Below are 25,094 nucleotides of genomic sequence, written 5' to 3'. Positions count from 1 at the left end.
TGCGGACTGGCATCCTGGGCGACGTCTCTGACTCCTCACCCTGGAGCTACGGCCCGTGAGCAGCTCCCCGGCCTCCTTCCCGCCTCCCGCACAGCCGTACGGGCGGCCCCCGCTGCGTGCCGTCCAGGTCCTCGGCGGTGCGGGCGCGGGCAGCAGCGCCCATGTGCGGTCCCTGACGACGGGACTGGCGGCGCGGGGCGTACGCGTCACCGTGTGCGCCCCCGTCGCGGCCGAGGGGGAGTACGACTTCACCGGCGCCGGGGCCGAGTTCACCCCCGACGCCGTGAGCGCCCTGCGGGCCGCCTGCGCCGGCGCCGACGTGGTGCACGCCCACGGGATCCGGGCCGGGATGCGGGCCGCCCTGGCGCTGCGCCACGGCCTCGGGCGGGGGCGGCGGGTGCCGCTGGTGGTGACCTGGCACGGCAGCGTGCCGGAGCCCGAAGGGGCGCTCGGGCGGCTGAGCCGGCTCCTGGAGCGGCACGTGGCCCGGGCCGCGGCGGTGGTGCTCGGTTCCTCCTCCGACCAGGTCGACCTCGCGCGGCGGCGCGGGGCGCGGGACGCGCGGCTGGCGGCGGTGGCCGTACCGCCCGCGGCGGCGCTGCCCGACGCCGGCAAGACCCGGGCGGAGCTCGGCGCGGTGGAACGCCCGCTGATCATCACGGTCGGCAGCCTGGTCGCGCGGCGCGGGTACTCCGTCCTGCTGGACGCGGCACGGGCGTGGCGGGTGATGGAGCCGCAGCCGCTGCTGGTGATCGCGGGGGAGGGGCCGCTGCGGCCCGAACTGACCCGGCGCATCGAGGAGGAGGGCCTCCCGGTACGGCTCCTGGGCCGCCGCCGCGACGCGGACCGCCTGCTGGCGGCGGCGGACGTCGCCGTCCTCCCCAGCCGCTGGGAGGGCCGCTCCCTGCTGGCGCAGGAGGCCCTGCGCGCGGGGGTGGCCCTGGTGGCCACCGAGGTCGGCGCGGTCCCGGAACTGGTCGGCGACGCGGCCGTCCTGGTCCCGTACGGCGACTCGGGCGCCCTGGCGGGTGCGGTCGCCGCCCTCCTGGACGACCCGGACCGCCGCGCCGCCCTCGCGGTGGCGGGCCGCGCCCAGGCGGCGACGTGGCCGTCGGAGGACGACACGGTGGCGCAGGTCCTGGCGGTCTACGACGAACTGATGGACCGCCCGATCCCGTGAGGCGCCGCGCGGGCCCGCTATCTCCCCCTCGAGGGGTGGGGGCGGGGCGGGGGCCGGGGGCGGGATCCCCTGGGGCGGTCTCATCGATGGTTGGGGGCTTCCCGTCAGTCCCATCGTCCTTCCGGTTCGGGCCGGCCTGTCAAGGGCGCTCCTTCGTCGCGTCACTTCGTGATCGCCTTCGGCGACCCTTGACAGACCGACCCGAACCGGAAAGCCGAAAGACTGCCGGGAAACCCCCAAAGAAACGGGACGGACGATCCTTGAAGGAGCGGGTGCGTCAGGGACCAGGCGAGGGGCCGGGCGCCGGCCCGCCAGGCATACGGCCCCTACGTCCGCGATTCCGGGCCGGGTGCGCGACTACCCGCACGAGAGGTTGATCAGAGCGGCCTCCAGACCCCCCAGACGCGTCAGATCGCTACGCGCTCCTCGAATCTCAGCGTCCGACGACCGTCCCGGGCTGATACCCGCACCAAAGGACGAACAGATCCACCTAGGCATCCGACAGGCGCGACAGATCGCTACGCGCTTCTCTGATCTCGGTGGCCGGCCGCCGTCTTGGGCTGGTCCGGGGCGGGTTCGACGTTCGTGACTGCGGTGGTGAATTCGCGGCCGCAGGCGCCCCGGATGTAGGCGAGCTCCATCCAGCGTTCGAGGCCGGTGTCGGAGACGTTCTCGTTGATCACTGCCATGAGGATGCCCTCAGTGCCTGAGGCGATGTCTCGGACACGGCGGTGGAGGAGGTGGTGGGGGACGTACTCGTAGCAGTCACTCATCCATGTCCTCCTCCATGGAGTCGACGAATCGTTCCCACCCGGCGCGCGCTCGGAAGAGAAGCCCCGGACTGGGTGCGGAAACGCCCCTTGGCTCCGGCCAGGCTGCGAAGGGACGCTTGTTGCCCGGAGGCCCTGCCTGTTCGGCGTCCTTTTCTGCTGTGTTCAAGACGGCCCCATGTCGTTACGCTGAGTGGTTTGCTTGTCACTGCGCTTACGAGAGTAGGTGCGTAGTCCTGCCGGTCGAAGTGACTGCCGGTACGGGTACTTGGAGAAAGATCCGAGGGCGGGGAGGTGCTGTGGTCGGCAAGGGACGCTCCACCCTGACCACCAGTCCGGGAAGTCGACGGCCCAGCCGTTTCGGAACGGTTTCCGGGTATGTCTTCCGGATCATCCGGGAGCAGCTCGGCCACACGCAGGAGAGCCTCGCGGAGGCATTTCAGCTCTCGACGGACGCCGTCGCGGGATGGGAATCCGGCAGACGGCCGCTCACGGCTCTCTCCGTCGGTCAGATGCTCGGACACCGTCATCGGCTCATGCGCATGGGGACTCCGGCAGCGTTGCTCGCGGCCTTGGAAAGGGCCATGGAGGCAGATGTCCTGTTGCTGAGTGCCCTGGAAGGGGATGGGCCGCGCAGCGTCAGCCCTCTCGGCTCGTGGGTCATGCAACGCGACCTGGTGGAAGTCCTGGCCTGGCCGCTGAACGGTGAAGCGCCGGAGTCCATGCGTGCGCTGCCTCCTTCGTCGCGTTCCCGGCGCGGCCCCGTGCCAAGCGGGCCCGCGTTGGGTGCGGCAGAACGGGCCCAGTTCTTCCAACACCTGCGCAAGACAGCCGAAGAAGCCCGTGCTGCCGATCAGTTTCTGCTGCGCCGCCAAGCCCTCTACCTCGCGGGCTACGACCAGTCGGCAGACACCGTCGACTGGCTGATGCAGAAGCAGAAGGCGGAGCGACCCGACGACTGGCTCACCCGTTGGCTCACTGCCCGTTCCGTGGCCACCGTCGCGGCCCGTCAAGGTGATCGGGAGCGCATGGGGCACTTCATCTCCACCACGCTCGAAGACGACGACTTGGGCGAAACCGCCAACCTCAACTACTGGGCGTACTGGATCGGAGAGGCCGCGCACCCTCAGCTCTCCGACGATTTCATCGTGGAGACCGATCCCACCTCCTGGCAAGGACACAAGCTCTTCCGGCACTTGGTGAAGGGGCTCAGGCCGCACCACGGCTACTTCGACCTGAACGTGCACACCCTCTGGGCACTCCTGGCGGCCCGTCCCAGCCTCCTGAAGACAGCCGTTTCCACTGCCCGAGACCTGCGGGTTCGGATGCCCGTGCTGTTGGATGGCACCGAGCCCTCGACCGGAGCGCGTCGGGAGCTCGAAGGCATTCGGTACGCGATCCGCCTCGCCGAGGCGTGAGAAGGAGACAGATGTGGCTGACGACCTGTCCGCGGTGGCCCACTTCCTCTACGAAGCCGGAACGCTCAAGAACGCCCGCCGCACGGGCTGGTGGATGGCCGGCGTCAACAACCCCGAGAGCGTGGCCGAACACTCCTGGCGCACGTCCCTGATCGCCTCCGTCATCGCCAAGCTGGAGGGCGCCGACCCGGCTCGCGCAGCCTTCCTCGCCGTGTGGCACGACACCCAGGAAACCCGCAGCGGCGATGTGAACCACTTGGGCAAGAAGTACTCGCCCTCCGCCGACCCCACCGCGATCACGGCCGACCAGACGGCCGGCATGCCGGACCTCCTCGCCGCAACCATCCAGGATCTCGTGGCGGAGTACGAGGCCAAGGAAACACCCGAATCGATCTGCGCCCGGGACGCCGACAAGCTGGAGTGCATGCTCCAGGGCATCGAGTACAAGGCCCAGGGCTACGCGAACGCACAGCGCTGGATCGACAACAGCCGCGGCCGCCTGACCACCGAATCCGCCCAGCGCCTCGCCGACGAACTCCTCGCCCAAGGCACCCTGGACTGGCTCCGCGAAGCCATGGGCGAGCAGCCCTGACCCCCGACGACATGACCAGCCCAAGACGGCCGCCGGCCGCCGAGATCAGAGGAGCGCGTAGCGATCTGTCGCGCCTGCCGGATCCCCAGGTCGATCTGTTCGTCCTTTGGTGCGGGTATCAGCCCAGGACGGTCGTCGGACGCTGAGAGATGAGGAGCGCGTAGCGATCTGCTGCGCCTGGAGGCTCCGTAGGTCGCTCTGATCGACCTCTCGTGCGGGTAGTCGCGCCCCTGGCCCGGAAACTGGACATCTGGGGGCTCGGATGCCCGGCGGGCCGGCCACTGGCCCCTCGCGCATCGCTGAGGGACCCGTCCGCCCTTCTCTGGACCGTGCCGTTTCTTTGGGGGTTTCCCGGCAGTCTTTCGGCTTTCCGGGGCGGGTCGGCCTGTCAAGGGTGGCCGAAGGCCATCGCGAAGCGACGCGACGAAGGAGCGCCCTTGACAGGCCGGCACGGCACGGAAGGACGATGGGACTGACGGGAAGCCCCCAACGAGCTCTGATCCGGTCCGTGGGGATACCGCCCCCGGCCACCCCCCCCCGCACCCAGGGAGGTGGGTGGGCAACCCCCGCCCCACCCCACGGGGTCGAGGGGGAGATAGCGCGCCCGAGCCCGCACCCCCCACCCCCCTCAGGACGCCGTGTGCCGTCGTGCGCGGAGGGCCAGGCTGAGGGAGAGGACCGTTTCGGGGTCGTCCAGGTCCGTGCCCAGGAGTTCCGAGATGCGGGCCAGGCGGTTGTACAGGGTCTGGCGGTTCAGGTGGAGCTCGCGCGCGGTCTCGGCCTTGCGGCCCGCGTGGGCCAGGTACGTCTCCAGGGTGGGGAGCAGCGGGGGGCGGGACGTGGCGTCGTGGACCCGTAGGGCGCCGATCGCGCGGTCCACGAACGCCGCCAGGTCGGGGTGTTCGCGCAGCCGCCACAGCAGCAGGTCGATGTCCAGGCGGCGGGCGTCGTACCAGGGCCGGGCCGGCAGGCCGTGGGCGGCGGTGGCGGTCTCGGCGGCGTGCCGCAGGCCCGAGGAGGCGGCCGCCCAGCCGCCCGCGACGCCGACGACCACGGCCGGCGGGGCGGAGGCCCGGTCGAGGCCGGCCCGTTCGACGCCTGCCCGCAGTGCGGCGGCGACCCGGTCGGCGACGGCCGTGCGTTCCGACTCGGTGCGCAGGGAGACCAGCAGCGGTACCCGGCCCTCGACCGGGCGGACGCCGAGCAGCACCGGTACCCCGACCGAGGAGAGCTCCTCCAGGACCGCCCGGGCCAGCACCGCCCAGTTCCCCGAGACCCCCAGGTCGGTGGAGAGCCGCATCACGATCGGCAGCAGCGGCCCCGTCCCCGGCCGGAAGCCCAGGACCCGGGCCTGCGCCGGGGCGTCCTCCGCCGAGATGCGGCCCTCCGCCAGGTCGGTGAGGAAGTCCCCCCGGCCGCGCGCGGCAAGCTCCTCCTCCTGCCGGGCCTGCATCAGCACCACCGCGAGGACCCCCGCCGTGCGCTCGGCCGCCATCCGGTGCACGGGCAGCAGCGGCGCCGCCACCCCGACCAGGACGACCCGCGCCCGGACCGACCCGGTGCCGTGGCCGCCGCCGGGTACGTCGACCACGACCGCGTTGGCCGACGGCTCGGCCGCGCGCTGCCCGCGCAGCCCCTCCCACACCTGGAGGGGGTCGGCCGCCGCCTCCCCGGCCACCGGTCCGGCCGCGTAGAGGAGTTGGCCGTCGGGGGTCTCCAGGAACACGGGGTTGCCGGTGAAGTCGGCCAGGATGCGCAGTACCTGGGGGATGCCGCCGCCGCCCAGCAGGGCCTCCGTGCAGCGCCGGTGGACCTCCTCGGCGCGCTGGAGCAGGGCGTAGTGGCCGTTGACGATCTCGGTGTGGACCTCCTCCGTCACCGTCACGAAGGGGACCTCGCGGTGGAGTTGGACGAGCGGCAGCCCGGCGGCCTTGGCCGTCTCGACGATCGTGGCGGGCAGCCGGCTGAAGCGCGGGCCCAGTTCCACGACCAGCGCGGCGATGCCCCGGTCCGCGAGGCGGCGTACGAAGGCGCGCTGCTCGGCCGGGCGGGTGCCCAGCCCGAGTCCGGTGGTCAGCAGCAGTTCGCCGCCCTTGAGCAGTGAGGCGATGTTCGGCACCTCGCCCGCGTGCACCCAGCGGACGGTCCGTCCCAGCCGGTCGGCGCAGGCGACGACCTCCGGGAGCCCGCCGCGCAGCCCCGGCAGCTCAAGTGCCCGCTGAACCGTGATTCCGCCCTGGTTGTCCATATCGCGGACGCTACCGGCCGCCTTGTTCCGCGCACATCACCGGGCGGTTACGGAGTCCGATATGCCCCCCGTCCGGACCGACAACTCGTCGCTCCGGCAAGAAGATTATCGGACCCCGTGCCGATTGTGGCGTGCGTCACGCCGGTGGAGAGTGTCGGCCCTCGGACAGAGCAGGAAAACAGGCCGGCACGACAGACCAGCAAGCAGGAACGAGGACCCATGAGCAGAGCCAGCGCCACGCCTCCGCCCGCCGCCGCCGGGGCCGCACCCCCGGTCCAGCGCCTGAAGGCCAACTCCGTCGGCCTCGTCGGCGTCGTCTTCATGGCGGTCGCCACCGCCGCGCCGATCACCGCCATGACCGGCAACCTCCCCATCGCGGTCGGCTTCGGCAACGGCACCGGCGCCCCCGCCGGATACCTCTTCGCGACCGTCGTCCTCACCGTCTTCGCGGTCGGCTACGTGGCCATGGCCAAGCGGATCACCGCCGCCGGCGCCTTCTACGGGTACATCTCGCACGGCCTCGGCCGGATCGCCGGCATGGCCTCCGGGATGCTCGCCGTCCTCGCGTACATCGTCTTCGAGGCCTCCATCGTCGGCGTCTTCTCCTACTTCGCCAAGACGACCGTCCACGACCAGCTCGGCGTGGACCTGCCGTGGATCCTCTACGCGGCCGCCATGCTCGCCGTCACCGCCGTCCTCGCCCACTTCGACATCAACCTCACCGCCAAGGCGCTGGGCGTGATGCTCGTCGCCGAGATCGCGGTGCTCTTCGCCGTGGCCACCGCCGTACTGATCGCGGGCGGCGGTCCCGACGGCATCCCGCTGGAGCCCGTCAACCCGAAGAACGCCTTCACCGGCACCTCCGCCGGACTCGGCCTCTTCTTCGCCTTCTGGTCCTGGGTCGGCTTCGAGTCCACCGCGATGTACGGAGAGGAGTCCCGCGACCCCAAGCGGGTCATCCCCAAGGCCACCATCATCTCCGTCGTCGGAGTGGGCCTCTTCTACATCTACGTCTCCTGGATGACCATCGCCGGCAACGGCCTCTCCCGGTCCGTGGAGCTCTCCGCCTCCACCAGCCCCCTCGACCTCTTCTTCGCCCCCACCCACGCCTTCATCGGCGCCTGGGCCGTCGACGCCTTCCAGTGGCTGCTGCTCACCGGCTCCTTCGCCTGCGGGATGGCCTTCCACCAGTGCGCCGCCCGCTACCTCTACGCGATCGGCCGCGAGGGCTTCCTGCACCCGGCCCTCGGCCGTACGCACGCCGAGCACGGGTCGCCGTACGTCTCCTCCCTGGTGCAGACGGCCATCGCCACCGGCCTGGTCGGGCTGTTCTGGCTGACCGGTCAGGACCCGTACGTCCACCTGTACACGCTGCTCGCGATCCTCGGCACGATGGCGATCCTCATCGTTCAGACCCTCTGCTCCTTCGCGGTGATCGGCTACTTCCGCAAGAACCACCCCGAGGACCGGCACTGGTTCCGCACCTTCACGGCACCGCTGGCCGGGGGCGTCGCCATGGCCGCCGTGGTCGTCCTGCTGCTGGTCAACATGAGGACGGCGGCCGGGCTCGCCGCCGACTCGTTCTTCTTCACGCTGATCCCGTGGATCGTCGGGTCCGTCTTCTTCGGCGGGCTCGGACTCGGCCTCTGGCTGAAGTTCAAGGCCCCCGCACGCTACGAGGTGATCGGGCGGGTGGTCCTGGAGGACTCCGCCGAACGCACCGACGAGCCCGCCGGCGAGCCCGCCGACGACTCCAGCCCCTCCGCCGCGAACGTCTGAGAAGGAGCCACCGCCATGGCCCGTACGCCACTGATGAACGCGCTCCAGCGACTCGCCGCCGAGCACTCCGCCGCCCGCCGGCTGCGGCTTCCCGTCGCCGAGGTACGCGGCTCCACCCGCCGCGAACTCCTCTCCAGAGCCGCCGCGCTCGGCCTCGGCACCGCCCTCGCCACCTCGGCGACGGCCGCCACCGCGTACGCCGTGGACGGCGCCCCCGCGAAGAAGCCCGCCGCCCCGGCCCGCGTCGCCGTCGTCGGCGCCGGGATCTCCGGCCTCACCGCCGCGCTCACCCTCCAGGATGCGGGCGTCCCCTGCACCCTCTACGAGGCCAACCCGGCCCGCGTCGGCGGCCGCATGTGGACCCAGCGCTCCCTGTGGGCGTACGGACAGACCTCCGAGATCGGCGGCGAGCTGATCGACACCAGCCACAAGAAGATCCTGGAACTGTGCCGCCGCTTCGACCTGCCCGTCGAGGACTTCCTCGGCGGCGGCCCGAACGGAGCCGAGGAAGTCCTGTGGTTCAACGGGACCTACTACCCGCGCACCCAGGCCGACGAGGACTTCAAGGCCGTCTACCAGGCGCTGCGCCGCGACCTCCAGGAAGCCGGCGAGGTCAGCTGGAACAGCTCCACCCCGGCCGGGACCGCCCTCGACGACATGACCCTGTACGAGTGGATCGAGACCCGTATCCCGGGCGGCCACACCTCGCAGCTGGGCCGGTTCATCGACGTGGCGTACAACGTCGAGTACGGGGCCGACACGGACCAGCAGTCCGCCCTCGCCCTGGTCCTGCTGATGGGCTACCAGCCGAACCCCGGCAACTTCAACGTCTGGGGCCTGTCCAACGAGCGCTACCACGTCGTCGGCGGCAACGACCGCCTCCCGAACGCCATCGCCGCCGCCCTCACCCCGGGCACGCTCGTCATGGGCCGCTCGCTGCTCGCCGTACGCGCCAACGCCGACGGCACCCAGACCCTCACCTTCGACGACTCCGGCGCCACCCGCACGGCCGTCGCCGACCACACCGTCCTGTGCCTGCCCCTGCCGGTCCTCCAGCGCATCGACACCTCCCAGGCGGGCTTCGACCCGCTGATGAGGAACCTCCTGCGGGACGCCCGCATGGGCTACTGCACCAAGCTCAACATGCAGTTCACCAGCCGCCCCTGGCGCGGCCGCGGCCCCTGGCCGGGGGTGTCGGCCGGCGACTGCTTCACCGACCTGGACGTCCAGCAGACCTGGGACACCACCAAGGTCCAGCCGGGCAACGGGGGCATCCTGCTCCAGTACGGCGGCGGCACCCTGGCCGGCTCGCTCACCCCCGGCAGCCCCTTCGCCACCGATTCCGACCCCTACGTACGCGCCCTCGCGGGCCGGATGCTCACCGGCATCGACTCCTTCTACCCCGGCACCAAGGCGGCCTGGACCGGCCGCGCCCAGCTCTCCGCCTGGCACCGCAACCCGTACTCGCTCGGCGCGTACTCGTACTGGCCGACCGGCTACCTGCACCGCTACGCCAAGTACGAGGGCACCGCGCAGGGCCGGATCCACATCGGCGGCGAGCACTGCAGCTACGACTTCCAGGGCTTCATGGAGGGCGGCGCCACCGAGGGCGAGCGGGCCGCCCGGGAGGTGATCGCCGCCCTCACCTGACGCCCTCGCCCCGGACGCGCGCGGGGGCGCCTCACAGGGGCTTGATGTTGTGGTTGAAGCGGAAGACGTTGTCCGGGTCGTGACGCCGCTTCAGCTCGCCCAGGCGCCGCATGTTCTCGGCGCCCATGCCGGCCGCGACCCGGTCCGCGCCCTCGTCCCCGGTGAAGTTGAGGTACACCGCGCCGGTGCTCCACGGGCGGGCGTCGGCGCGGACCTCCCTGACCCACTCCCGGACCCGGTCGTCGTCGGCCGGGTCCTCCCACATCCCGAACGGGTGCACCGCCCAGGGCGCGTCACGGTAGGGGACCGGGTAGCCGGCCGGGCCGGAGGCGATGGCCCCGCCCTGCGGGAACAGCACGTGCTGGGTGCCCGTCGGCACCGGCATCGAGCCGGCCCGCGCGCAGAACGCGTCCACGAACGCGTCCGGCGCACCGGTCAGGTACTCGGCCGACCAGTAGTTACGAAGGCCCGGCGGGTCGTCGATCATGCACTGGAGGTCGGCGTACGGGATGGGCGTGACCATCTCCACCTCGTGCGGGATCGCCAGCAGCGGCTCGGCCAGCTTGCGCAGCCCCTCCTCCGGGCCCGCGTACGTGAGCAGTACGCCTGCCACCAGCAGCCCCACCAGGTGCGGCGGGACGAACTCCTCGGGCGGCGCCGTCATGTAGATCGCGCCGCCGCCCGCCTCCGGCGGACCCGACTCGATGACGTCCCGGAAGGTGCGCACCACGTCCGGGCCGCGCTCCGGCAGGTACAGCAGGAACGCGATCGACATCTGCGGCAGCTCGTGCAGCCGCAGCGTCAGCGAGGTCGCGACGCCGAAGTTCCCGCCGCCGCCGTGCAGCCCCCAGAACAGGTCCGGGTGGTCGTCGGCCGTGACGTGCAGCAGCTCGCCGTCGGCGGTGACCAGGTCCACGCCCAGCAGGTTGTCCACCGCCAGGCCGAACTTCCGGTCGAGCCAGCCCGTGCCGCCGCCCAGGACGAAGCCGCCCACGCCGGTGGTGGAGACGCGGCCCCCGGTGGTCGCCAGCCCGTACGGCTCGCAGGCCCGGTCCAGGTGGCTCATCACGGCACCGCCCCCGATGTGCGCGGCCCGCGCCGCCGGATGGACGGTCACCGCGTGCATCCGGCGCAGGTCCACGACCAGGCCGCCGTCGTTGAGGGACATCCCCGCCACGCTGTGCCCGCCGCCGCGCACCGCGATCGGCAGGTCCAGCTCGCGGGCGAAGCGCACCGCCGTCACCACGTCCGAGGCGCCCTCGCACTGGGCGATCACCGCCGGCCTGCGGTCGATCATCGCGTTGAACAGGGTCCGGGCCCCGTCGTACCCCGGGTCGTCCGGGGCGAAGACGTCACCGGCCAGATCCTCGCGGAGCGCGGCGAGGGCCGCGCCCGCCTTCGAGAGGGGCGCCATGGCCACCCCCCTTTCCCGTGGAGGGCAAAGGACCCTTACAGGCTAGGTGGGCGGCCCCGGACCCGCGCGTCAGCCGCCGTAGGCCCCGCTCGCCGTCAGCCGCAGCGCCGTGTCGATCAGCGGAACGTGGCTGAAGGCCTGCGGGAAGTTGCCCACCTGACGCTGGAGCTTGGGGTCCCACTCCTCCGCCAGCAGCCCCAGGTCGTTGCGGAGCGCCAGCAGCTTCTCGAAGAGCCGGCGGGCCTCGTCGACCCGGCCGATCATGGCGAGGTCGTCGGCCATCCAGAACGAGCACGCCAGGAAGGCCCCCTCGTCGCCCTCCAGCCCGTCCACCCCGGCCTCCTCGCCGGCCGTCGGGTAGCGCAGGATGAAACCGTCCGGGGTCGACAGCTCGCGCTGGATCGCCTCGATGGTGCCGATGACCCGCTTGTCGTCGGGCGGCAGGAAGCCCATCTGCGGGATCAGCAGCAGGGAGGCGTCCAGCTCCCGCGACCCGTAGGACTGGGTGAAGGTGTTGCGCTCCGGGTCGTAGCCCTTCTCGCACACGTCCGCGTGGATCGCGTCGCGCATCTCGCGCCAGCGCTCCAGCGGGCCGTCCGCGTCCCCGCTCTCGATCAGCTTGATCGTGCGGTCCACGGCCACCCACGCCATCACCTTCGAGTGCACGAAGTGGCGGCGGGGACCGCGCACCTCCCAGATGCCCTCGTCCGGCTCCATCCAGTGGGTCTCCAGGTAGCGGATCAGCTTCAGCTGGAGCACCGAGGCGTAGTCGTTGCGGGCCAGGCCCGTCATGTGGCCCAGGTGCAGGGCCTCGGTGACCTCGCCGTACACGTCGAGCTGGAGCTGGTGGGCGGCGCCGTTGCCGACGCGCACCGGCGCCGAGTTCTCGTAGCCGGGCAGCCAGTCCAGCTCGGTCTCGCCCAGCTCGCGCTCGCCGGCGATCCCGTACATGATCTGCAGGTTCTCCGGGTCGCCGGCCACCGCGCGCAGCAGCCAGTCCCGCCAGGCGGCGGCCTCGCCGCGGTAGCCGGTGCGCAGCAGCGAGGACAGGGTGATGGCGGCGTCGCGCAGCCACGTGTAGCGGTAGTCCCAGTTGCGGACGCCGCCGATCTCCTCGGGGAGGGAGGTCGTCGGCGCGGCGACGATCCCGCCCGTGGGCGCGTACGTGAGCGCCTTGAGGGTGATCAGCGAACGGATCACCGCCTCCCGGTAGGGCCCGTGGTACGTACACAGGTCCACCCACTCGCGCCAGAACTCGCTGGTCGCCTCCAGCGCCGCCGCCGCGTCCGGGGTCTCCGGGGCGCCCTTGTGGGAGGGCTGCCAGCTGATCGCGAAGGCCACGCGGTCGCCGGGCCCGACCGTGAAGTCGGAGTACGTCGTCAGGTCCTTGCCGTACGTCTGCGCGTCGGAGTCCAGCCAGACCGAGTCCGGGCCGGCGACGGCCACGGTGCGCCCGTCCACCTTGTGCACCCACGGCACGACCCGCCCGTAGCTGAAGCGCATCCGCAGCGCCGAGCGCATCGGGACGCGCCCGCTGACGCCCTCCACGATGCGGATCAGCTGCGGCGCGTGGTCCTCGCGCGGCGGCATGAAGTCGACGACGCGGACGGTCCCGCGCGGGGTGTCCCACTCCGACTCCAGCACCAGGGAGTCCCCCCGGTAGCGCCGGCGGGCGGCCCGCGGCGGCTCCGCACCCGAGGGGAACGCCGGGCCGATGCGCCAGAACCCGTGTTCCTCGGTGCCCAGAAGGCTCGCGAAGACGGCATGGGAGTCGAAACGTGGCAGACACAACCAGTCCACCGAGCCGTCCCGGCAGACCAGCGCCGCGGTCTGCATGTCCCCGATCAGTGCGTAATCCTCGATGCGCCCGGACACGTTGGTCTCCAGTCGAACGGCCACGTCCGCCCCGAAGGGCGCTTGCAATGCGCTGTCGCGCGGTCTCCTGTGCGCAGGGATCCCCGCGTCGAGTCCTAGATTGCCGGAACCGGCGTTGTTACGCCGTCTGCCGGACTGCTCGGCGACGATGTGCAGCGGTGTGCGAGCACGTTATGAGCGAACCCTAGTGATCTCCTTAAGTATCGGGACAATGTCACTCGGCCAAACGGGTGACCTGCGGTAACGGCCGACCGGGGGAGCGGCGCCCGGCGTCGCGCAGCGCGCCCGGAGGCGGACCGTCCCGGGCGCTGATAGGCTGGTACCCCGTGGACCGGTGGTCTGCCTGTGCGAATCAGGGGCCCCGAAACCGCAGCTTCGGCACCCCCGGAAACGGGAGAAGTCGCCGGACGCACCTCACCTCGCGACCACGGGAGCCCCCTCTTGGCGATGCCGCCCAAATCCATGACGACCAAGCACATCTTCGTCACCGGGGGTGTCGCTTCGTCCCTCGGCAAGGGCCTGACGGCCTCCAGCCTGGGTGCGCTGCTGAAGGCGCGCGGCCTGCGGGTCACGATGCAGAAGCTCGACCCGTACCTGAACGTCGACCCCGGCACCATGAACCCCTTCCAGCACGGCGAGGTGTTCGTCACCAACGACGGCGCCGAGACCGACCTGGACATCGGCCACTACGAGCGCTTCCTCGACGTCGACCTCGACGGCTCGGCCAACGTCACCACCGGCCAGGTCTACAACACGGTCATCGCCAAGGAGCGCCGCGGCGAGTACCTCGGTGACACCGTGCAGGTCATCCCGCACATCACCAACGAGATCAAGCACCGCATCCGCCGCATGGCGACCGAGGACGTCGACGTCGTCATCACCGAGGTCGGCGGCACGGTCGGCGACATCGAGTCGCTGCCGTTCCTGGAGACCGTCCGCCAGGTCCGCCACGAGGTCGGCCGCGACAACGTCTTCGTCGTGCACATCTCGCTGCTCCCCTACATCGGCCCCTCCGGCGAGCTGAAGACCAAGCCCACCCAGCACTCCGTCGCGGCCCTGCGCAACATCGGCATCCAGCCCGACGCGATCGTGCTGCGCGCCGACCGCGACGTCCCCACCTCCATCAAGCGCAAGATCTCGCTGATGTGCGACGTGGACGAGGCGGCCGTGGTCGCGGCGATCGACGCCAAGTCGATCTACGACATCCCGAAGGTGCTGCACACCGAGGGCCTGGACGCGTACGTCGTGCGCAAGCTCGACCTGCCCTTCCGCGACGTCGACTGGACGGTGTGGGAGGACCTGCTGGACCGCGTCCACAACCCCGACCACGAGGTCAAGGTCGCGCTCGTCGGCAAGTACATCGACCTGCCGGACGCCTACCTGTCGGTGACCGAGGCGCTGCGCGCCGGCGGCTTCGCCAACAAGGCCCGCGTCCAGATCAAGTGGGTCACCTCCGACGACTGCAAGACCCCGGCCGGTGCCGCGGCGCAGCTCGGCGACGTGGACGCGATCTGCGTGCCCGGCGGCTTCGGCGACCGCGGTGTCAACGGCAAGGTCGGCGCGATCACCTACGCCCGCGAGAACAAGATCCCGCTGCTGGGCCTGTGCCTGGGCCTGCAGTGCGTGGTCATCGAGGCCGCGCGCAGCCTGGCGGGCATCGAGGACGCGAACTCCACCGAGTTCGACGCCTCGACCCCGCACCCGGTCATCTCGACCATGGAGGAGCAGCTGGCCTTCGTCGAGGGCGCGGGCGACCTGGGCGGCACCATGCGTCTGGGCATGTACACGGCCAAGCTGGCCGAGGGCTCGATCGTCCGCGAGGTCTACGGCGACGCGTACGTCGACGAGCGCCACCGCCACCGCTACGAGGTCAACAACGCCTACCGCGGCGAGCTGGAGAAGAAGGCCGGCCTGGTCTTCTCCGGCACCTCCCCGGACAACAAGCTCGTCGAGTACGTCGAGTACCCGCGCGAGGTCCACCCCTACCTGGTGGCCACCCAGGCCCACCCGGAGCTCCGCTCCCGCCCGACCCGGCCGCACCCGCTCTTCGCGGGCCTGGTCAAGGCCGCCGTGGAGCGCCAGCAGCAGGGCTGACGCGCGGTAGCTGACGCTCGGTAACGTAGGCAGCCGGGTACGGATCATCCGTACCCGGCTGTCGCGCGTTGTGGAGGGCACTGGCCATGGGGATCGCCATCAAGGACATGTCGGAGACCTGGGAGACGGTGTCGACCAGCCGCCCCTTCCAGGGCGCCAAGACGGCGGTGGGCTCCGACGAGGTGCGGATGCCGGACGGCTCGGTGTCCCGCCGCGACTACCAGGTGCACCCGGGGTCGGTGTGCGTGCTCGCCCTGGACGAGGACGACCGCGTGCTGGTGATCCGGCAGTACCGCCACCCCGTCCGGCACCGGCTGTGGGAACTGCCCGCCGGGCTGCTGGACGTGCCCGGGGAGAACCCGCTGCACGCGGCGCAGCGGGAGCTGTACGAGGAGGCGTACGTCAAGGCGGGGGACTGGCGGGTGCTGGCCGACTTCTTCGCCTCCCCGGGCGGCTCCGACGAGGCGATCCGGGTCTTCCTCGCGCGGGACGTGGCGGACGCGGAGGGGGAGCGGTACGCGGAGGCCTCCTCCGAGGAGGCCGACATGCAGGTGGAGTGGGTCGCGCGGGAGCGGCTGGTCCGCGGGATCCTGGCGGGCGAGCTGGGCAACCCGGCGCTGGTCACCGGCGTCCTGGCCCTCACCGCCGCGCTGGCCTCCGAGGGCGGCCTGGCGGCGCTCCGCCCGGCCGACGCCCCTTGGCCTGCCCGGCCGTACGAGGCGTAGCCGTAGCCGTTGCGCGGGCCGGGGTGCGCCGGGGCAGCTGCGTGTCCCGCTGCGCGGCGCTGCTCCCCGCCCCGCCCTTCGCCCGTTCCCCGGGGCTGCGCCCCGGCCCCCCTGGGGGCTCCGCCCCCAGACCCCCGCGCCTCAAACGCCGGCGGGGCTGGGATGTGCTGCGCACATCCAGCCCGCGCGGCGTTTGAGCGCACCGGGGCGGAGCCCCGGTTCTTCAGCCCCGCCGGCGTTTGAGGCGCGGGTCCGGGCGGAGCCCGGGGAACGGGCGAAGGGCGGGTAGGGGACGGCCCCGCGCAGCGGCAGCGGACCCGCAGACGACCCACCGGCCCCGCCACCCGAACCGGCCCCGCCCGGCAGGCCGCCGGACGGAGTCTGGCGCGTTAAGAGGGAGTGGCCGCCTGCGGCCGAGCCGCGCGAGTGGCGCGTTCAGAAATAGGGACATCGGCTGATCCGATCGGGCGATCTACGGGCCGCGCTCCCCGCAGCCCGTCGCTCTGCGTGAACTACGCTCAGCAACCCGAAGGCAGGGAGAGGAGCGGATCCGTGGCGGATTTCGTCGGGCGGCGGCGTGAGCTCAAGGAGCTGCGCGAGGACATCGCGCGGACCGGGCTCGACACCCTCTCGGGCCGCAAGGCGAAGGCGCCCCGCGCGCGGGTGCTGCTCGTCGCCGGGCGGCCCGGGTCCGGGCGGACCGCCCTCGCCGAGGCGTTCGTACGCGAGGTGGCCCCCCAGTACCCCGACGGCCTGCTCCGGGTCCGGCTCACCGAGCCCGGCGGGGAGACCGTCGCCACCGAGCGGGCCGCCCGGACCCTGCTGGAGGCGCTCGGGGAACGCACCCCGCCGGGGGCCGGCGAGGACGACCTCAGCGCCGCCCTGCGGGAGGCCCTCAAGGACCGCCGCGCCATCCTGCTCGTCGACGACGCCGCCGACCCGCAGCAGGTCGACGCCCTGCTCCCGGACACCCCCGAGTGCCTGGTCGTGGTCACCGCCGAGGGGCCGCTCACCGGGATCCCCGACGTCCGCCCCTGCACCCTCGGCGGCCTCGACCCCGCCTCCGCCGTCGGCCTGCTCGCCCGGATCATCGGCGACACCCGCGTAGCCGTCGACCCCCGTGCCGCCGAGACCCTCGCCGAGGAGTGCGGGGGGCTGCCCGCGGCGCTCACCCTGGCCGGCGGCTGGCTCGCCGCCCACCCCAAGGCCGCCGTCGCCGACCTCGCCAAGCAGCTCCACGAGATGCCGCCCGGCACCACCGGCCCGCTGGGCCGGGCCTTCCGGCTGGTGTACGAGTCCCTGCCGCAGCCCGCCCGCCGTACCCTGCACCTGCTGCCGCTCGCCCCGGCCGGCCACCTCGACTCGCACACCGCCTCGGCCCTGGCCGGCTGCTCGGTCGCCGCGGCCCAGTCCACCCTGGAGGACTTCGCCGCGCTGGGCCTCGTACGCCACGCCCCGGACGGCCTCTTCCTGCTGCCCGGCTGCCTCGCGCCCTTCCTCCAGGCCCTGCTGGAGACCAAGGAGCGTCCCGCCGAGGTGCAGCTGGCGCGGGCCCGGATGCTGGAGCGGACCGTACGGCTGCTCACCTCCTGCCGGGCCATGGCCGACACCGACGAGGACGACGACGGGCTGCTGCGCGAGCACCTGGACGGGACGCCCCGGGCCCTGCGCTTCCCCGACCGCCGGGCGGCCGCCACCTGGCTCGAGACCCGGCTGCCCGCGCTGACCGCGTCCGCGCACCTGGCCGTGGCGGACGGCGGCCTGGACACCCTGGCCCGCCGGCTCGTCTCCGCCCTGGTCCGGGCCCTGGCCGGGCACCGGGGCACCGACGCGGCCGCCCCCGAGCTGTACGGGCTGCACCGCCTCGTCCTGGACGTGGCCGAGCGGCGCGGCCTGCACCGGGAGCGGGCCGCCGCCCTGCTGAACCTGGCCGATCTGGACGCCGAGACCGGCCGGACCCAGGAGGCGCTGGCGCGGTACCGGGCCGCGCTGGGCGCCGGGAAGGCCGCGAAGGACCCGTACGCGACGGGCCGCGCGATGGAATCCGTAGGCGGGGCGTACCAGGAGCTGGCGGACTGGCCCCGGGCCTCCGACTGGTTCGGCCGCGCCCTCGCCCACGCCCTGGCCCGCGGCGAGCGCGCGGACGAGGCCAGGCTCTACGGCCGGCTCGGCAACGTGCACACCTACGCGGGCCGCTACGGGGAGGCCCTGCGCAGCTGGCGGGCGGCCGCCGCGGGCTACCGCCGGCTGGCCGATGTCCCGGGCCAGGCAAAGGCGTTGAGCGAGATGGCGCGGGTCCAGGAATACGCCGGCCGGCCCGAGGAATCGCTGCACACCTGCCGCGAGGCCGTCGAGCTGGCGCGCCGGGCGGGGGACCAGCGGCTCCAGGCCGCACTGCAGGTCCGGCTGGCCGACACGCTGGACCGTCTGGGCGACCCGGCGGCGGCGAGGCTGCACCGCTCCGCAGCAGACAGATTGCTGGGAGACGACCCCGCGGCCTGCGAAATCCGTAGTGTGTCCGACTGAAATTATTGGTTTGCAAGGCTAGACAGCGCCTCATCCTTCATTAGACTGGCTTCACCACGACATCAGTGGTGCATCCCGTTGCGCGTTCTTGTGGGCGGGTATGTATGGAAGTGCCCCGTAATATCCCCTGAGTCAAGGACCGTGATCGACGATGAAGGTCGGCATCCCCCGCGAGGTCAAGAACAACGAGTTCCGGGTCGCCATCACGCCCGCCGGCGTGCATGAGCTGGTCCGCAACGGCCACCAGGTCTTCATCGAGCAGAACGCCGGTGTCGGCTCCTCGATCACGGACGCCGAGTACGTCGCCGCCGGTGCCGAGATCCTCGGCACCGCCGACGAGGTCTGGGAGACCGCGGACCTCCTGCTGAAGGTCAAGGAGCCCATCGCGGAGGAGTACCACCGCCTCCGCAAGGACCAGACCCTCTTCACCTACCTGCACCTCGCGGCCTCGCGCGAGTGCACGGACGCCCTGCTGGAGTCCGGCACCACCGCCATCGCCTACGAGACGGTCGAGCTCGCCAACCGCGCGCTGCCGCTGCTCGCCCCGATGTCCGAGGTCGCGGGCCGCCTGGCCCCGCAGGTCGGCGCCTACCACCTGATGCGCTCGGCCGGCGGCCGCGGCGTCCTCCCCGGCGGTGTCCCCGGCACCCACGCCGGCGAGTGCGTGGTCATCGGCGGCGGCGTCTCCGGCTGGAACGCGGCGCAGATCGCCATCGGCATGGGCTTCCACGTGACCCTGCTCGACCGCGACATCAACAAGCTCCGCGAGGCCGACAAGATCTTCGGCACGAAGATCAAGACGATCGTCTCCAACGCCTACGAGCTGGAGAAGGCCGTCGTCGAGGCCGACCTCGTCATCGGCGCCGTGCTGATCCCGGGTGCGAAGGCCCCGAAGCTGGTCACCAACGAGCTCGTCGCCAAGATGAAGCCCGGAAGTGTCCTTGTCGACATTGCGATCGACCAGGGCGGCTGCTTCGAGGACTCCCGTCCGACCACCCACGCCGAGCCGACCTTCCAGGTCCACAACTCGGTCTTCTACTGCGTCGCCAACATGCCGGGCGCGGTTCCGAACACCTCCACCTACGCCCTGACGAACGCGACCCTGCCGTACATCGTGCAGCTCGCGAACCTCGGCTGGGCCGAGGCGCTGCGCCGTGACCCGGCGCTGGCCCTGGGCCTCAACACCCATGACGGCAAGGTCGTTTACGGCCCGGTCGCCGAGGCCCACGGCCTCGAGACCCTCGAGCTCAGCACGCTGCTCGGCTGAACCGTCAACGACTGACGTCAATCTCACGTATCCGGCCGGACCTTGCCCGCAAGGTCCGGCCGGACGCGTTTGCGGCGGCCCCGCGGAGCCCGCTCAACTCGCCTCGAACGTAACCCTTTAACCCTTTCGCACACCCGCGAAACTTCGCAGTGACAGCGCGCACGCCCTTGACAGAGTGGTGTTCGGTTGCCGACACATCGTGCCGGGTCCGGCGGATTGTGTTGCCGCTGGGCGGTGACACGCCATAGAGTCGCCAACCGTCGGCATGGTGCAACGCTGACCTATCGATAAGTGTCCTGGTCACGTCCGAGGAGGTAAGACGACTTGTGAATGAGTCGACATTTGCTCCTGGAGGTGGTCGAGCAGGGACGCCTGAGCGGGGACAGGGTCCTGCCGGGCTCGAAGCTGTCGGCTCCGTCGCGGTCCGCACCTTCGCAAACCACCAGCACATGACGACGCCCCAAAAGAGCATGGACGGCCTAGACGTGAACTCCACGGCCGGCGACCACGGTGGCGATACGCCCATTGGTTTCGCCGACTACGACCAGGTGCCCGAGGGGCACTTCTACGACCCCGACGCGGAATACGAGCCCGACCCCGAGTACGCGGCCACCCTCGCCCCCGACGCTGCCCGCCAGCGCCGCGAGCGGATCGGCCCGACCGGACGGCCGCTGCCGTACTTCCCGATCCCGGGTCCGCTGACCGACCACGGTCCCGCGAAGATCATCGCGATGTGCAACCAGAAGGGCGGCGTGGGCAAGACCACGTCGACCATCAACCTGGGTGCCGCCCTCGCCGAGTACGGGCGCCGCGTGCTGCTCGTCGACTTCGACCCGCAGGGCGCGCTGTCCGTGGGCCTCGGCGTGAACCCGATGGAACTCGACCTGACGGTCTACAACCTGCTCATGGAGCGGGGCATGTCGGCCGACGAGGTGCTGCTCAAGACCGCGGTCCCCAACATGGACCTGCTGCCGAGCAACATCGACCTGTCCGCCGCCGAAGTGCAGTTGGTCAGCGAGGTCGCGCGCGAGTCGACGCTCCAGCGGGCGCTGAAGCCCCTGATGGCGGACTACGACTACATCGTGATCGACTGTCAGCCCTCGCTCGGCCTGCTGACGGTGAACGCCCTGACGGCGGCTCACAAGGTCATCGTGCCGCTGGAATGCGAGTTCTTCGCGCTGCGCGGTGTCGCGCTGCTGACGGAGACCATCGAGAAGGTCCAGGAGCGGCTCAACCCCGAGCTGGAACTCGACGGCATCCTCGCCACGATGTACGACTCGCGCACGGTGCACAGCCGCGAGGTGCTCGCGCGCGTGGTCGAGGCCTTCGACGACCACGTCTACCACACGGTCATCGGCCGCACGGTGCGCTTCCCGGAGACCACGGTCGCCGGCGAGCCGATCACCACGTACGCGTCCAACTCCGTCGGCGCCGCCGCCTACCGCCAGCTGGCCAGGGAGGTGCTCGCCCGGTGTCCCGCCGAGTGAGTCTGCCCGGAGCCGACGAACTGTTCCGCACGACCGGGGGGATGGCCCTCCAGTCGTCCTCGCCGCGGCGGGGCGCCGAGGAGGCGCCGGGCAGCGGTACGGGAGCGGAGCACGCGGCAGCACCGGTGGACGGCACGACGCGGGGCACGGGGGAGGCCCGGGGGCGCGAGGCCGCGGAGGCCGGGGTGCCCGGGGTGCCGGGGGCGGGTTCGGTGGGCGCGCAGCGCAGGCCGCAGGAAGGTTCTGCCGGCGGCGGCCCCCGGCAGGGCAAGGGCCCGAGCCGGGGCGCGAACCGGCGTCCGAGCGGACGCGAGCGGCACGACGAGAAGATCACGGTCTACGTCTCCGCGGAGGAGCTCATGGACCTGGAGCACGCCCGCCTGGTGCTCCGCGGGGAGCACGGGCTCGCGGTCGACCGGGGCCGCATCGTGCGGGAGGCGGTCGCGGTGGTCCTGGCCGACCTCGAGTCGCGGGGCGACGCCAGCATCCTGGTCCGCCGCCTCCGGGGCCGCTAGCCCCCTTCTTCGGCGCGCCGCCGCCCGGCCTCCGGCCGTTGGGCCCGGGGGCGGTTCGGGTGGCTGGTGCCGGTGAGCGTGTGCGGGCGGGCGCGCCGCTGCGCGGTGCTGCTCCCCGCCCCGCCCTTCGCCCGTTCCCCGGGGCTGCGCCCCGGCCCCCCTGGGGGCTCCGCCCCCAGACCCCCGCGCCTCAAACGCCGGCGGGGCTGGAATTTCGCTGCGCGAAATCCAGCCCGCGCGGCGTTTGAGCGCACCGGGGCGGAGCCCCGGTTCTTCAGCCCCGCCGGCGTTTGAGGCGCGGGTCCGGGCGGAGCCCGGGGAACGGGCGAAGGGCGGGTAGGGGACGGCCCCGCGCAGCGGGAGACGGGGTTCCGCCCGGCCAGGGCCTAGGCTGCACCCGTGGCCGCTCGGCCGAAACCCGTACCACCCTGGACCGCGATGCCCCCGAACGAAGACACCGCCCCCCGCCCGGCCCGCCGGAGCCTGGGCCGTGGCCCCGGGGCGGCCCAGGAGGCCGCTGAGGCCCCCGCTGCGGCCCGCGAACCGCTCGGGGGTAGCCAGGAGGCCGGCGCCGTTCCGCAGGCCCCTGACGCTCCGCCTGACGGCGGCGCGGGCTGCGCGCAAGACACCGACCGGTCCGCCGACCGCTCGGCCGGGGCCGCAGGGCCCGTATCGTCGGCCGCCGAGGCCGCCGAGGCCGCCGAGGCCGCCGAGGCCGCCGAGGCCCCCGGGCCCGTCCCCGACCGGCCGGGCGCCGAGGCCCCCGGGCCCGTCCCCGACCGGCCGGGCGCCGCCGGCGACGGGCGGTTCACGTTGCGGCTCGACAACTTCGAGGGGCCCTTCGACCTCCTGCTCCAGCTGATCTCCCGGCACAAGCTCGACGTCACCGAGGTCGCCCTCTCCAAGGTCACCGACGAGTTCATGGCCCACATCCGCGCCATGGGCCCCGACTGGGACCTCGACCAGACCACCGAGTTCCTGGTGGTCGCCGCCACCCTGCTCGACCTCAAGACCGCCCGCCTGCTGCCCGCCGCCGAGGTCGAGGACGAGGCCGACCTCGCCCTGCTGGAGGCGCGGGACCTGCTGTTCGCGCGGCTGCTCCAGTACAAGGCGTACAAGCAGATCGCCGCGATCTTCCAGGACCGCGCCGAGGCGGAGGGCAGGCGCCACCCGCGCACCGTCGGGCTGGAGCCGCACCACGCCGACCTGCTGCCCGAGGTGGTCATCGGCATCGGGGCCGACGGCCTCGCCCGGCTCGCGGTGCGGGCCATGCAGCCCAAGGCCGCGCCGCAGGTGTACGTGGACCACATCCACGCCCCCCTCGTCAGCGTGCGGGAGCAGGCCGGGCACGTCGTACGCCTGCTCAAGGCGCGCGGCGAGGCGACGTTCCAGGAGCTGACCGAGGACGCCCCGGACACCCTCACCGTCGTCGCCCGGTTCCTGGCGCTGCTGGAGCTGTACCGGGAGAGGGCCGTCACCCTGGACCAGCCCGAGGCGCTGCTGCGGCTCACCGTGCGCTGGTGCGGCGGGGACGGCGACGGGATGCCGAGGGTGACGGACGAGTTCGACCGAGTCGTGGAGGTGGCGGAATGAGCGGAACGAACGGGGTGCGGGAGCGGCTGGAGCTGAAGGGCGCGCTGGAGGCCGTGCTGATGGTCGTGGACGAGCCGGCGACCACCGAGCACCTCGCCAAGGTGCTCGACCGCACCCCGCGCGAGGTCGCGGACGCCCTGAGCGCGCTCGCCGACGAGTACACCGCCCAGCGGCGCGGCTTCGAGCTGCGGCTGGTCGCCGGAGGCTGGCGGTTCTACACCCGGCCCGAGTACGCGGCGGCCGTGGAGGCCTTCGTCCTGGACGGGCAGCAGGCCCGGCTCACCCAGGCGGCCCTGGAGACCCTGGCGGTGGTCGCGTACCGCCAGCCGGTGAGCCGTTCGCGGGTCTCGGCGGTCCGCGGGGTGAACTGCGACGGGGTCATGCGGACCCTGCTCCAGCGGGGTCTGGTGACCGAGGCGGGCACGGAACCCGAAACAGGTGCGATCCTGTACAGGACGACGAACTACTTTCTGGAGCGGATGGGCCTGCGCGGCCTGGACGAGCTCCCGGAGCTCGCGCCCTTCCTTCCCGAGGCGGACGCGATCGAAGCCGAGACGCAAGAAGGTGTGCCGTCGTTCGATCCGGACGCACCGGACACTGACGTAGACGACGACAAGACGACGGAACTTTGATGCGAAGCAGCGGCAACGGCAACGGTGGCGGCAACAGGAACAGCGGCGGCAGCGGCGGCGGCGGGCGCGGTAACGCCCGCGGCGGCGGCTCCGGCGGCGGTGGCGGCTACCGCGGGAGCGGCTCCGGCGGTGGCAGCGGCTCCGGCGGCTCCCGCGGTGGCAGCTCCGGCGGCGGCTACCGGGGCGGCAGCTCCGGCGGCTCCCGCGGCGGCTACCAGGGCGGTGGCGGCTACCAGGGCGGCTCCGACTCGCGCGACCGCGACCAGCCGGCCCCCCGCATCCGCAACCCGCGCCCCGAGGAGCGCCGCTACGACGTGGGCCCCGAGGGCGAGCGCAGCGGTCGCAGCGGCCCCCGCGCCGGCGGCGGCGGTGCCCGCGGCGCGTCGGCGCGCGGCGGTGCCAAGGGCGGACCCCGCACCCCCTCCCGTACCCCCGGCATCGGCGGCGCCGGCGGCCCGCGCAGCGGTCCGGGCAGCCGCAGCGGCCAGTCCCGCCCCCGCGAGCTGGACGCGCGGATCGAGGAGCGCGTGCGCGACCGGTACGCCGACAAGCCGGTGATCAAGACCCCGAAGACCTTCCCCGGCGCCGAGCTGGAGGGCGAGCGCCTGCAGAAGGTGCTGGCCCGGGCCGGCATGGGCTCGCGGCGTGCCTGCGAGGAGCTGATCGAGCAGGCCCGCGTCGAGGTCAACGGCGAGATCGTGACCGAGCAGGGCAAGCGCGTCCAGCCGAAGGACGAGATCAAGGTGGACGGCCTGACGGTCGCCACCCAGTCGTTCCTGTTCTTCGCGCTGAACAAGCCCGCCGGCGTCGTCTCCACCATGGAGGACCCGGACGGCCGCCAGTGCCTGGGCGACTACGTCACCAACCGCGAGACCCGCCTCTTCCACGTCGGCCGGCTCGACACCGAGACCGAGGGCATCATCCTCCTCACCAACCACGGTGAGCTGGCCCACCGCCTGACGCACCCCAAGTACGGCGTGCAGAAGACGTACGTCGCGGCGATCACCGGCAGCCTGCCGCGCGACATCGGCAAGCGCCTCAAGGAGGGCATCGAGCTGGAGGACGGGTACGCCCGCGCCGACAACTTCCGCGTCGTCGACCAGGTCGGCAAGAACTACCTGGTCGAGGTGACCCTCCACGAGGGCCGCAAGCACATCGTCCGCCGCATGCTGGCCGAGGCCGGCTTCCCGGTCGACAAGCTCGTGCGGACCTCCTTCGGCCCGATCGAGCTGGGCGACCAGAAGTCGGGCTGGCTGCGCCGCCTGACCAACACCGAGGTCGGCATGCTCATGCGCGAGGTCGGTCTGTAGTCCGCGCCCCCGCCCCGTC

General features: G+C 72.4%; 18 protein-coding genes. 14 read left to right on the top strand and 4 right to left on the bottom strand.

Annotated elements, in window-relative coordinates; all coding sequences use genetic code 11:
• The first annotated feature begins 55 nt into the window (after positions 1–55).
• A complete protein-coding gene (locus tag D1J60_RS08420) occupies positions 56–1,180 on the top strand; it encodes a glycosyltransferase family 4 protein (RefSeq protein ID WP_125820691.1) in 1,125 nt (374 codons plus the stop codon).
• Positions 1,181–1,698: 518 nt separating this feature from the next.
• Here the strand turns inward: D1J60_RS08420 and D1J60_RS08410 are convergent.
• Positions 1,699–1,953 (bottom strand): hypothetical protein, encoded by a 255-nt coding sequence (locus tag D1J60_RS08410; protein WP_125820690.1) that lies wholly within the window; start codon positions 1,951–1,953, stop codon positions 1,699–1,701.
• A gap of 296 nt (positions 1,954–2,249) precedes the next feature.
• Here D1J60_RS08410 and D1J60_RS08405 point away from each other — a divergent pair, with 296 nt between their 5' ends.
• Both D1J60_RS08405 and D1J60_RS08400 read left to right on the top strand, forming a co-directional pair.
• Complete coding sequence (locus tag D1J60_RS08405) at positions 2,250–3,368, top strand: helix-turn-helix transcriptional regulator (protein WP_125820689.1); 1,119 nt, start codon at positions 2,250–2,252, stop codon at positions 3,366–3,368.
• A 13-nt stretch (positions 3,369–3,381) separates the two neighbouring features.
• Positions 3,382–3,960 (top strand): HD domain-containing protein, encoded by a 579-nt coding sequence (locus D1J60_RS08400; protein WP_125820688.1) that lies wholly within the window; start codon positions 3,382–3,384, stop codon positions 3,958–3,960.
• 628 nt (positions 3,961–4,588) lie between these two features.
• Here the strand turns inward: D1J60_RS08400 and D1J60_RS08395 are convergent.
• Positions 4,589–6,208 (bottom strand): PucR family transcriptional regulator, encoded by a 1,620-nt coding sequence (locus D1J60_RS08395; RefSeq protein WP_125820687.1) that lies wholly within the window; start codon positions 6,206–6,208, stop codon positions 4,589–4,591.
• 219 nt (positions 6,209–6,427) lie between these two features.
• Here D1J60_RS08395 and D1J60_RS08390 point away from each other — a divergent pair, with 219 nt between their 5' ends.
• Both D1J60_RS08390 and D1J60_RS08385 read left to right on the top strand, forming a co-directional pair.
• The gene (locus D1J60_RS08390; RefSeq protein WP_125820686.1) at positions 6,428–7,987 is read left to right on the top strand and encodes an APC family permease; all 1,560 of its coding nucleotides are present in this window, start codon (positions 6,428–6,430) and stop codon (positions 7,985–7,987) included.
• Between the two features lie 15 nt (positions 7,988–8,002).
• Complete coding sequence (locus D1J60_RS08385) at positions 8,003–9,637, top strand: NAD(P)/FAD-dependent oxidoreductase (RefSeq protein ID WP_164720860.1); 1,635 nt, start codon at positions 8,003–8,005, stop codon at positions 9,635–9,637.
• Between the two features lie 31 nt (positions 9,638–9,668).
• Here D1J60_RS08385 and D1J60_RS08380 read toward each other — a convergent pair whose 3' ends face one another.
• Positions 9,669–11,051, bottom strand: coding sequence for an FAD-binding oxidoreductase (locus D1J60_RS08380; RefSeq protein ID WP_125820685.1), 1,383 nt, complete (start codon positions 11,049–11,051; stop codon positions 9,669–9,671).
• Positions 11,052–11,120: 69 nt separating this feature from the next.
• The gene (locus D1J60_RS08375; protein WP_206436500.1) at positions 11,121–12,950 is read right to left on the bottom strand and encodes a glycoside hydrolase family 15 protein; all 1,830 of its coding nucleotides are present in this window, start codon (positions 12,948–12,950) and stop codon (positions 11,121–11,123) included.
• Positions 12,951–13,373: 423 nt separating this feature from the next.
• Here D1J60_RS08375 and D1J60_RS08370 point away from each other — a divergent pair, with 423 nt between their 5' ends.
• The 9 genes from D1J60_RS08370 (at position 13,374) to D1J60_RS08330 (ending at position 25,075) form a co-directional block, all read left to right on the top strand.
• Positions 13,374–15,020, top strand: a complete 1,647-nt coding sequence (locus D1J60_RS08370) for a CTP synthase (RefSeq protein ID WP_125602700.1) — start codon at positions 13,374–13,376, stop codon at positions 15,018–15,020.
• Between the two features lie 92 nt (positions 15,021–15,112).
• Positions 15,113–15,745 (top strand): NUDIX hydrolase, encoded by a 633-nt coding sequence (locus tag D1J60_RS08365; protein WP_125823923.1) that lies wholly within the window; start codon positions 15,113–15,115, stop codon positions 15,743–15,745.
• Between the two features lie 552 nt (positions 15,746–16,297).
• Positions 16,298–18,271 carry a tetratricopeptide repeat protein gene (locus tag D1J60_RS08360; protein WP_241253183.1) on the top strand — a complete coding sequence of 658 codons (1,974 nt, stop codon included), beginning with the start codon at positions 16,298–16,300 and terminating at the stop codon, positions 18,269–18,271.
• 151 nt (positions 18,272–18,422) lie between these two features.
• Positions 18,423–19,538 carry an alanine dehydrogenase gene (gene ald / locus D1J60_RS08355; RefSeq protein ID WP_007263308.1) on the top strand — a complete coding sequence of 372 codons (1,116 nt, stop codon included), beginning with the start codon at positions 18,423–18,425 and terminating at the stop codon, positions 19,536–19,538.
• A 326-nt stretch (positions 19,539–19,864) separates the two neighbouring features.
• Positions 19,865–21,025, top strand: coding sequence for a ParA family protein (locus D1J60_RS08350; RefSeq protein ID WP_125604141.1), 1,161 nt, complete (start codon positions 19,865–19,867; stop codon positions 21,023–21,025).
• Positions 21,010–21,540 carry a hypothetical protein gene (locus D1J60_RS08345; protein ID WP_125820683.1) on the top strand — a complete coding sequence of 177 codons (531 nt, stop codon included), beginning with the start codon at positions 21,010–21,012 and terminating at the stop codon, positions 21,538–21,540. Before D1J60_RS08350 ends, D1J60_RS08345 begins: the two co-directional genes overlap by 16 nt.
• Before the next feature lie 438 nt (positions 21,541–21,978).
• Positions 21,979–23,133 (top strand): segregation/condensation protein A, encoded by a 1,155-nt coding sequence (locus D1J60_RS08340; RefSeq protein ID WP_125820682.1) that lies wholly within the window; start codon positions 21,979–21,981, stop codon positions 23,131–23,133.
• Positions 23,130–23,765, top strand: coding sequence for an SMC-Scp complex subunit ScpB (gene scpB, locus D1J60_RS08335; RefSeq protein WP_125820681.1), 636 nt, complete (start codon positions 23,130–23,132; stop codon positions 23,763–23,765). Before D1J60_RS08340 ends, scpB begins: the two co-directional genes overlap by 4 nt.
• Positions 23,765–25,075: a pseudouridine synthase gene (locus D1J60_RS08330; RefSeq protein WP_125820680.1), complete on the top strand. Its 1,311-nt coding sequence runs from the start codon at positions 23,765–23,767 to the stop codon at positions 25,073–25,075. The genes scpB and D1J60_RS08330 overlap by 1 nt, the downstream gene beginning before the upstream one ends.
• The last annotated feature ends 19 nt before the right edge of the window (positions 25,076–25,094 follow it).

Source organism: Streptomyces sp. W1SF4 (genome assembly GCF_003950035.1).
GTDB lineage: Bacteria > Actinomycetota > Actinomycetes > Streptomycetales > Streptomycetaceae > Streptomyces > Streptomyces racemochromogenes.
Note: the sequence above shows the minus strand (reverse complement) of the source record. Positions and strands in the feature narration are given on the sequence as shown.

Excerpts from the sequence above, each read along its gene's own strand:
- D1J60_RS08410 (WP_125820690.1), bottom strand. The coding sequence starts at position 1,953 with ATGAGTGACTGCTACGAGTACGTCCCCCACCACCTCCTCCACCGCCGT.
- D1J60_RS08395 (WP_125820687.1), bottom strand. The coding sequence starts at position 6,208 with ATGGACAACCAGGGCGGAATCACGGTTCAGCGGGCACTTGAGCTGCCG.
- D1J60_RS08390 (WP_125820686.1), top strand. The coding sequence starts at position 6,428 with ATGAGCAGAGCCAGCGCCACGCCTCCGCCCGCCGCCGCCGGGGCCGCA.
- D1J60_RS08385 (WP_164720860.1), top strand. The coding sequence starts at position 8,003 with ATGGCCCGTACGCCACTGATGAACGCGCTCCAGCGACTCGCCGCCGAG.
- D1J60_RS08380 (WP_125820685.1), bottom strand. The coding sequence starts at position 11,051 with ATGGCGCCCCTCTCGAAGGCGGGCGCGGCCCTCGCCGCGCTCCGCGAG.
- D1J60_RS08370 (WP_125602700.1), top strand. The coding sequence starts at position 13,374 with ATGCCGCCCAAATCCATGACGACCAAGCACATCTTCGTCACCGGGGGT.
- ald (WP_007263308.1), top strand. The coding sequence starts at position 18,423 with ATGAAGGTCGGCATCCCCCGCGAGGTCAAGAACAACGAGTTCCGGGTC.
- D1J60_RS08340 (WP_125820682.1), top strand. The coding sequence starts at position 21,979 with ATGCCCCCGAACGAAGACACCGCCCCCCGCCCGGCCCGCCGGAGCCTG.
- scpB (WP_125820681.1), top strand. The coding sequence starts at position 23,130 with ATGAGCGGAACGAACGGGGTGCGGGAGCGGCTGGAGCTGAAGGGCGCG.
- D1J60_RS08330 (WP_125820680.1), top strand. The coding sequence starts at position 23,765 with ATGCGAAGCAGCGGCAACGGCAACGGTGGCGGCAACAGGAACAGCGGC.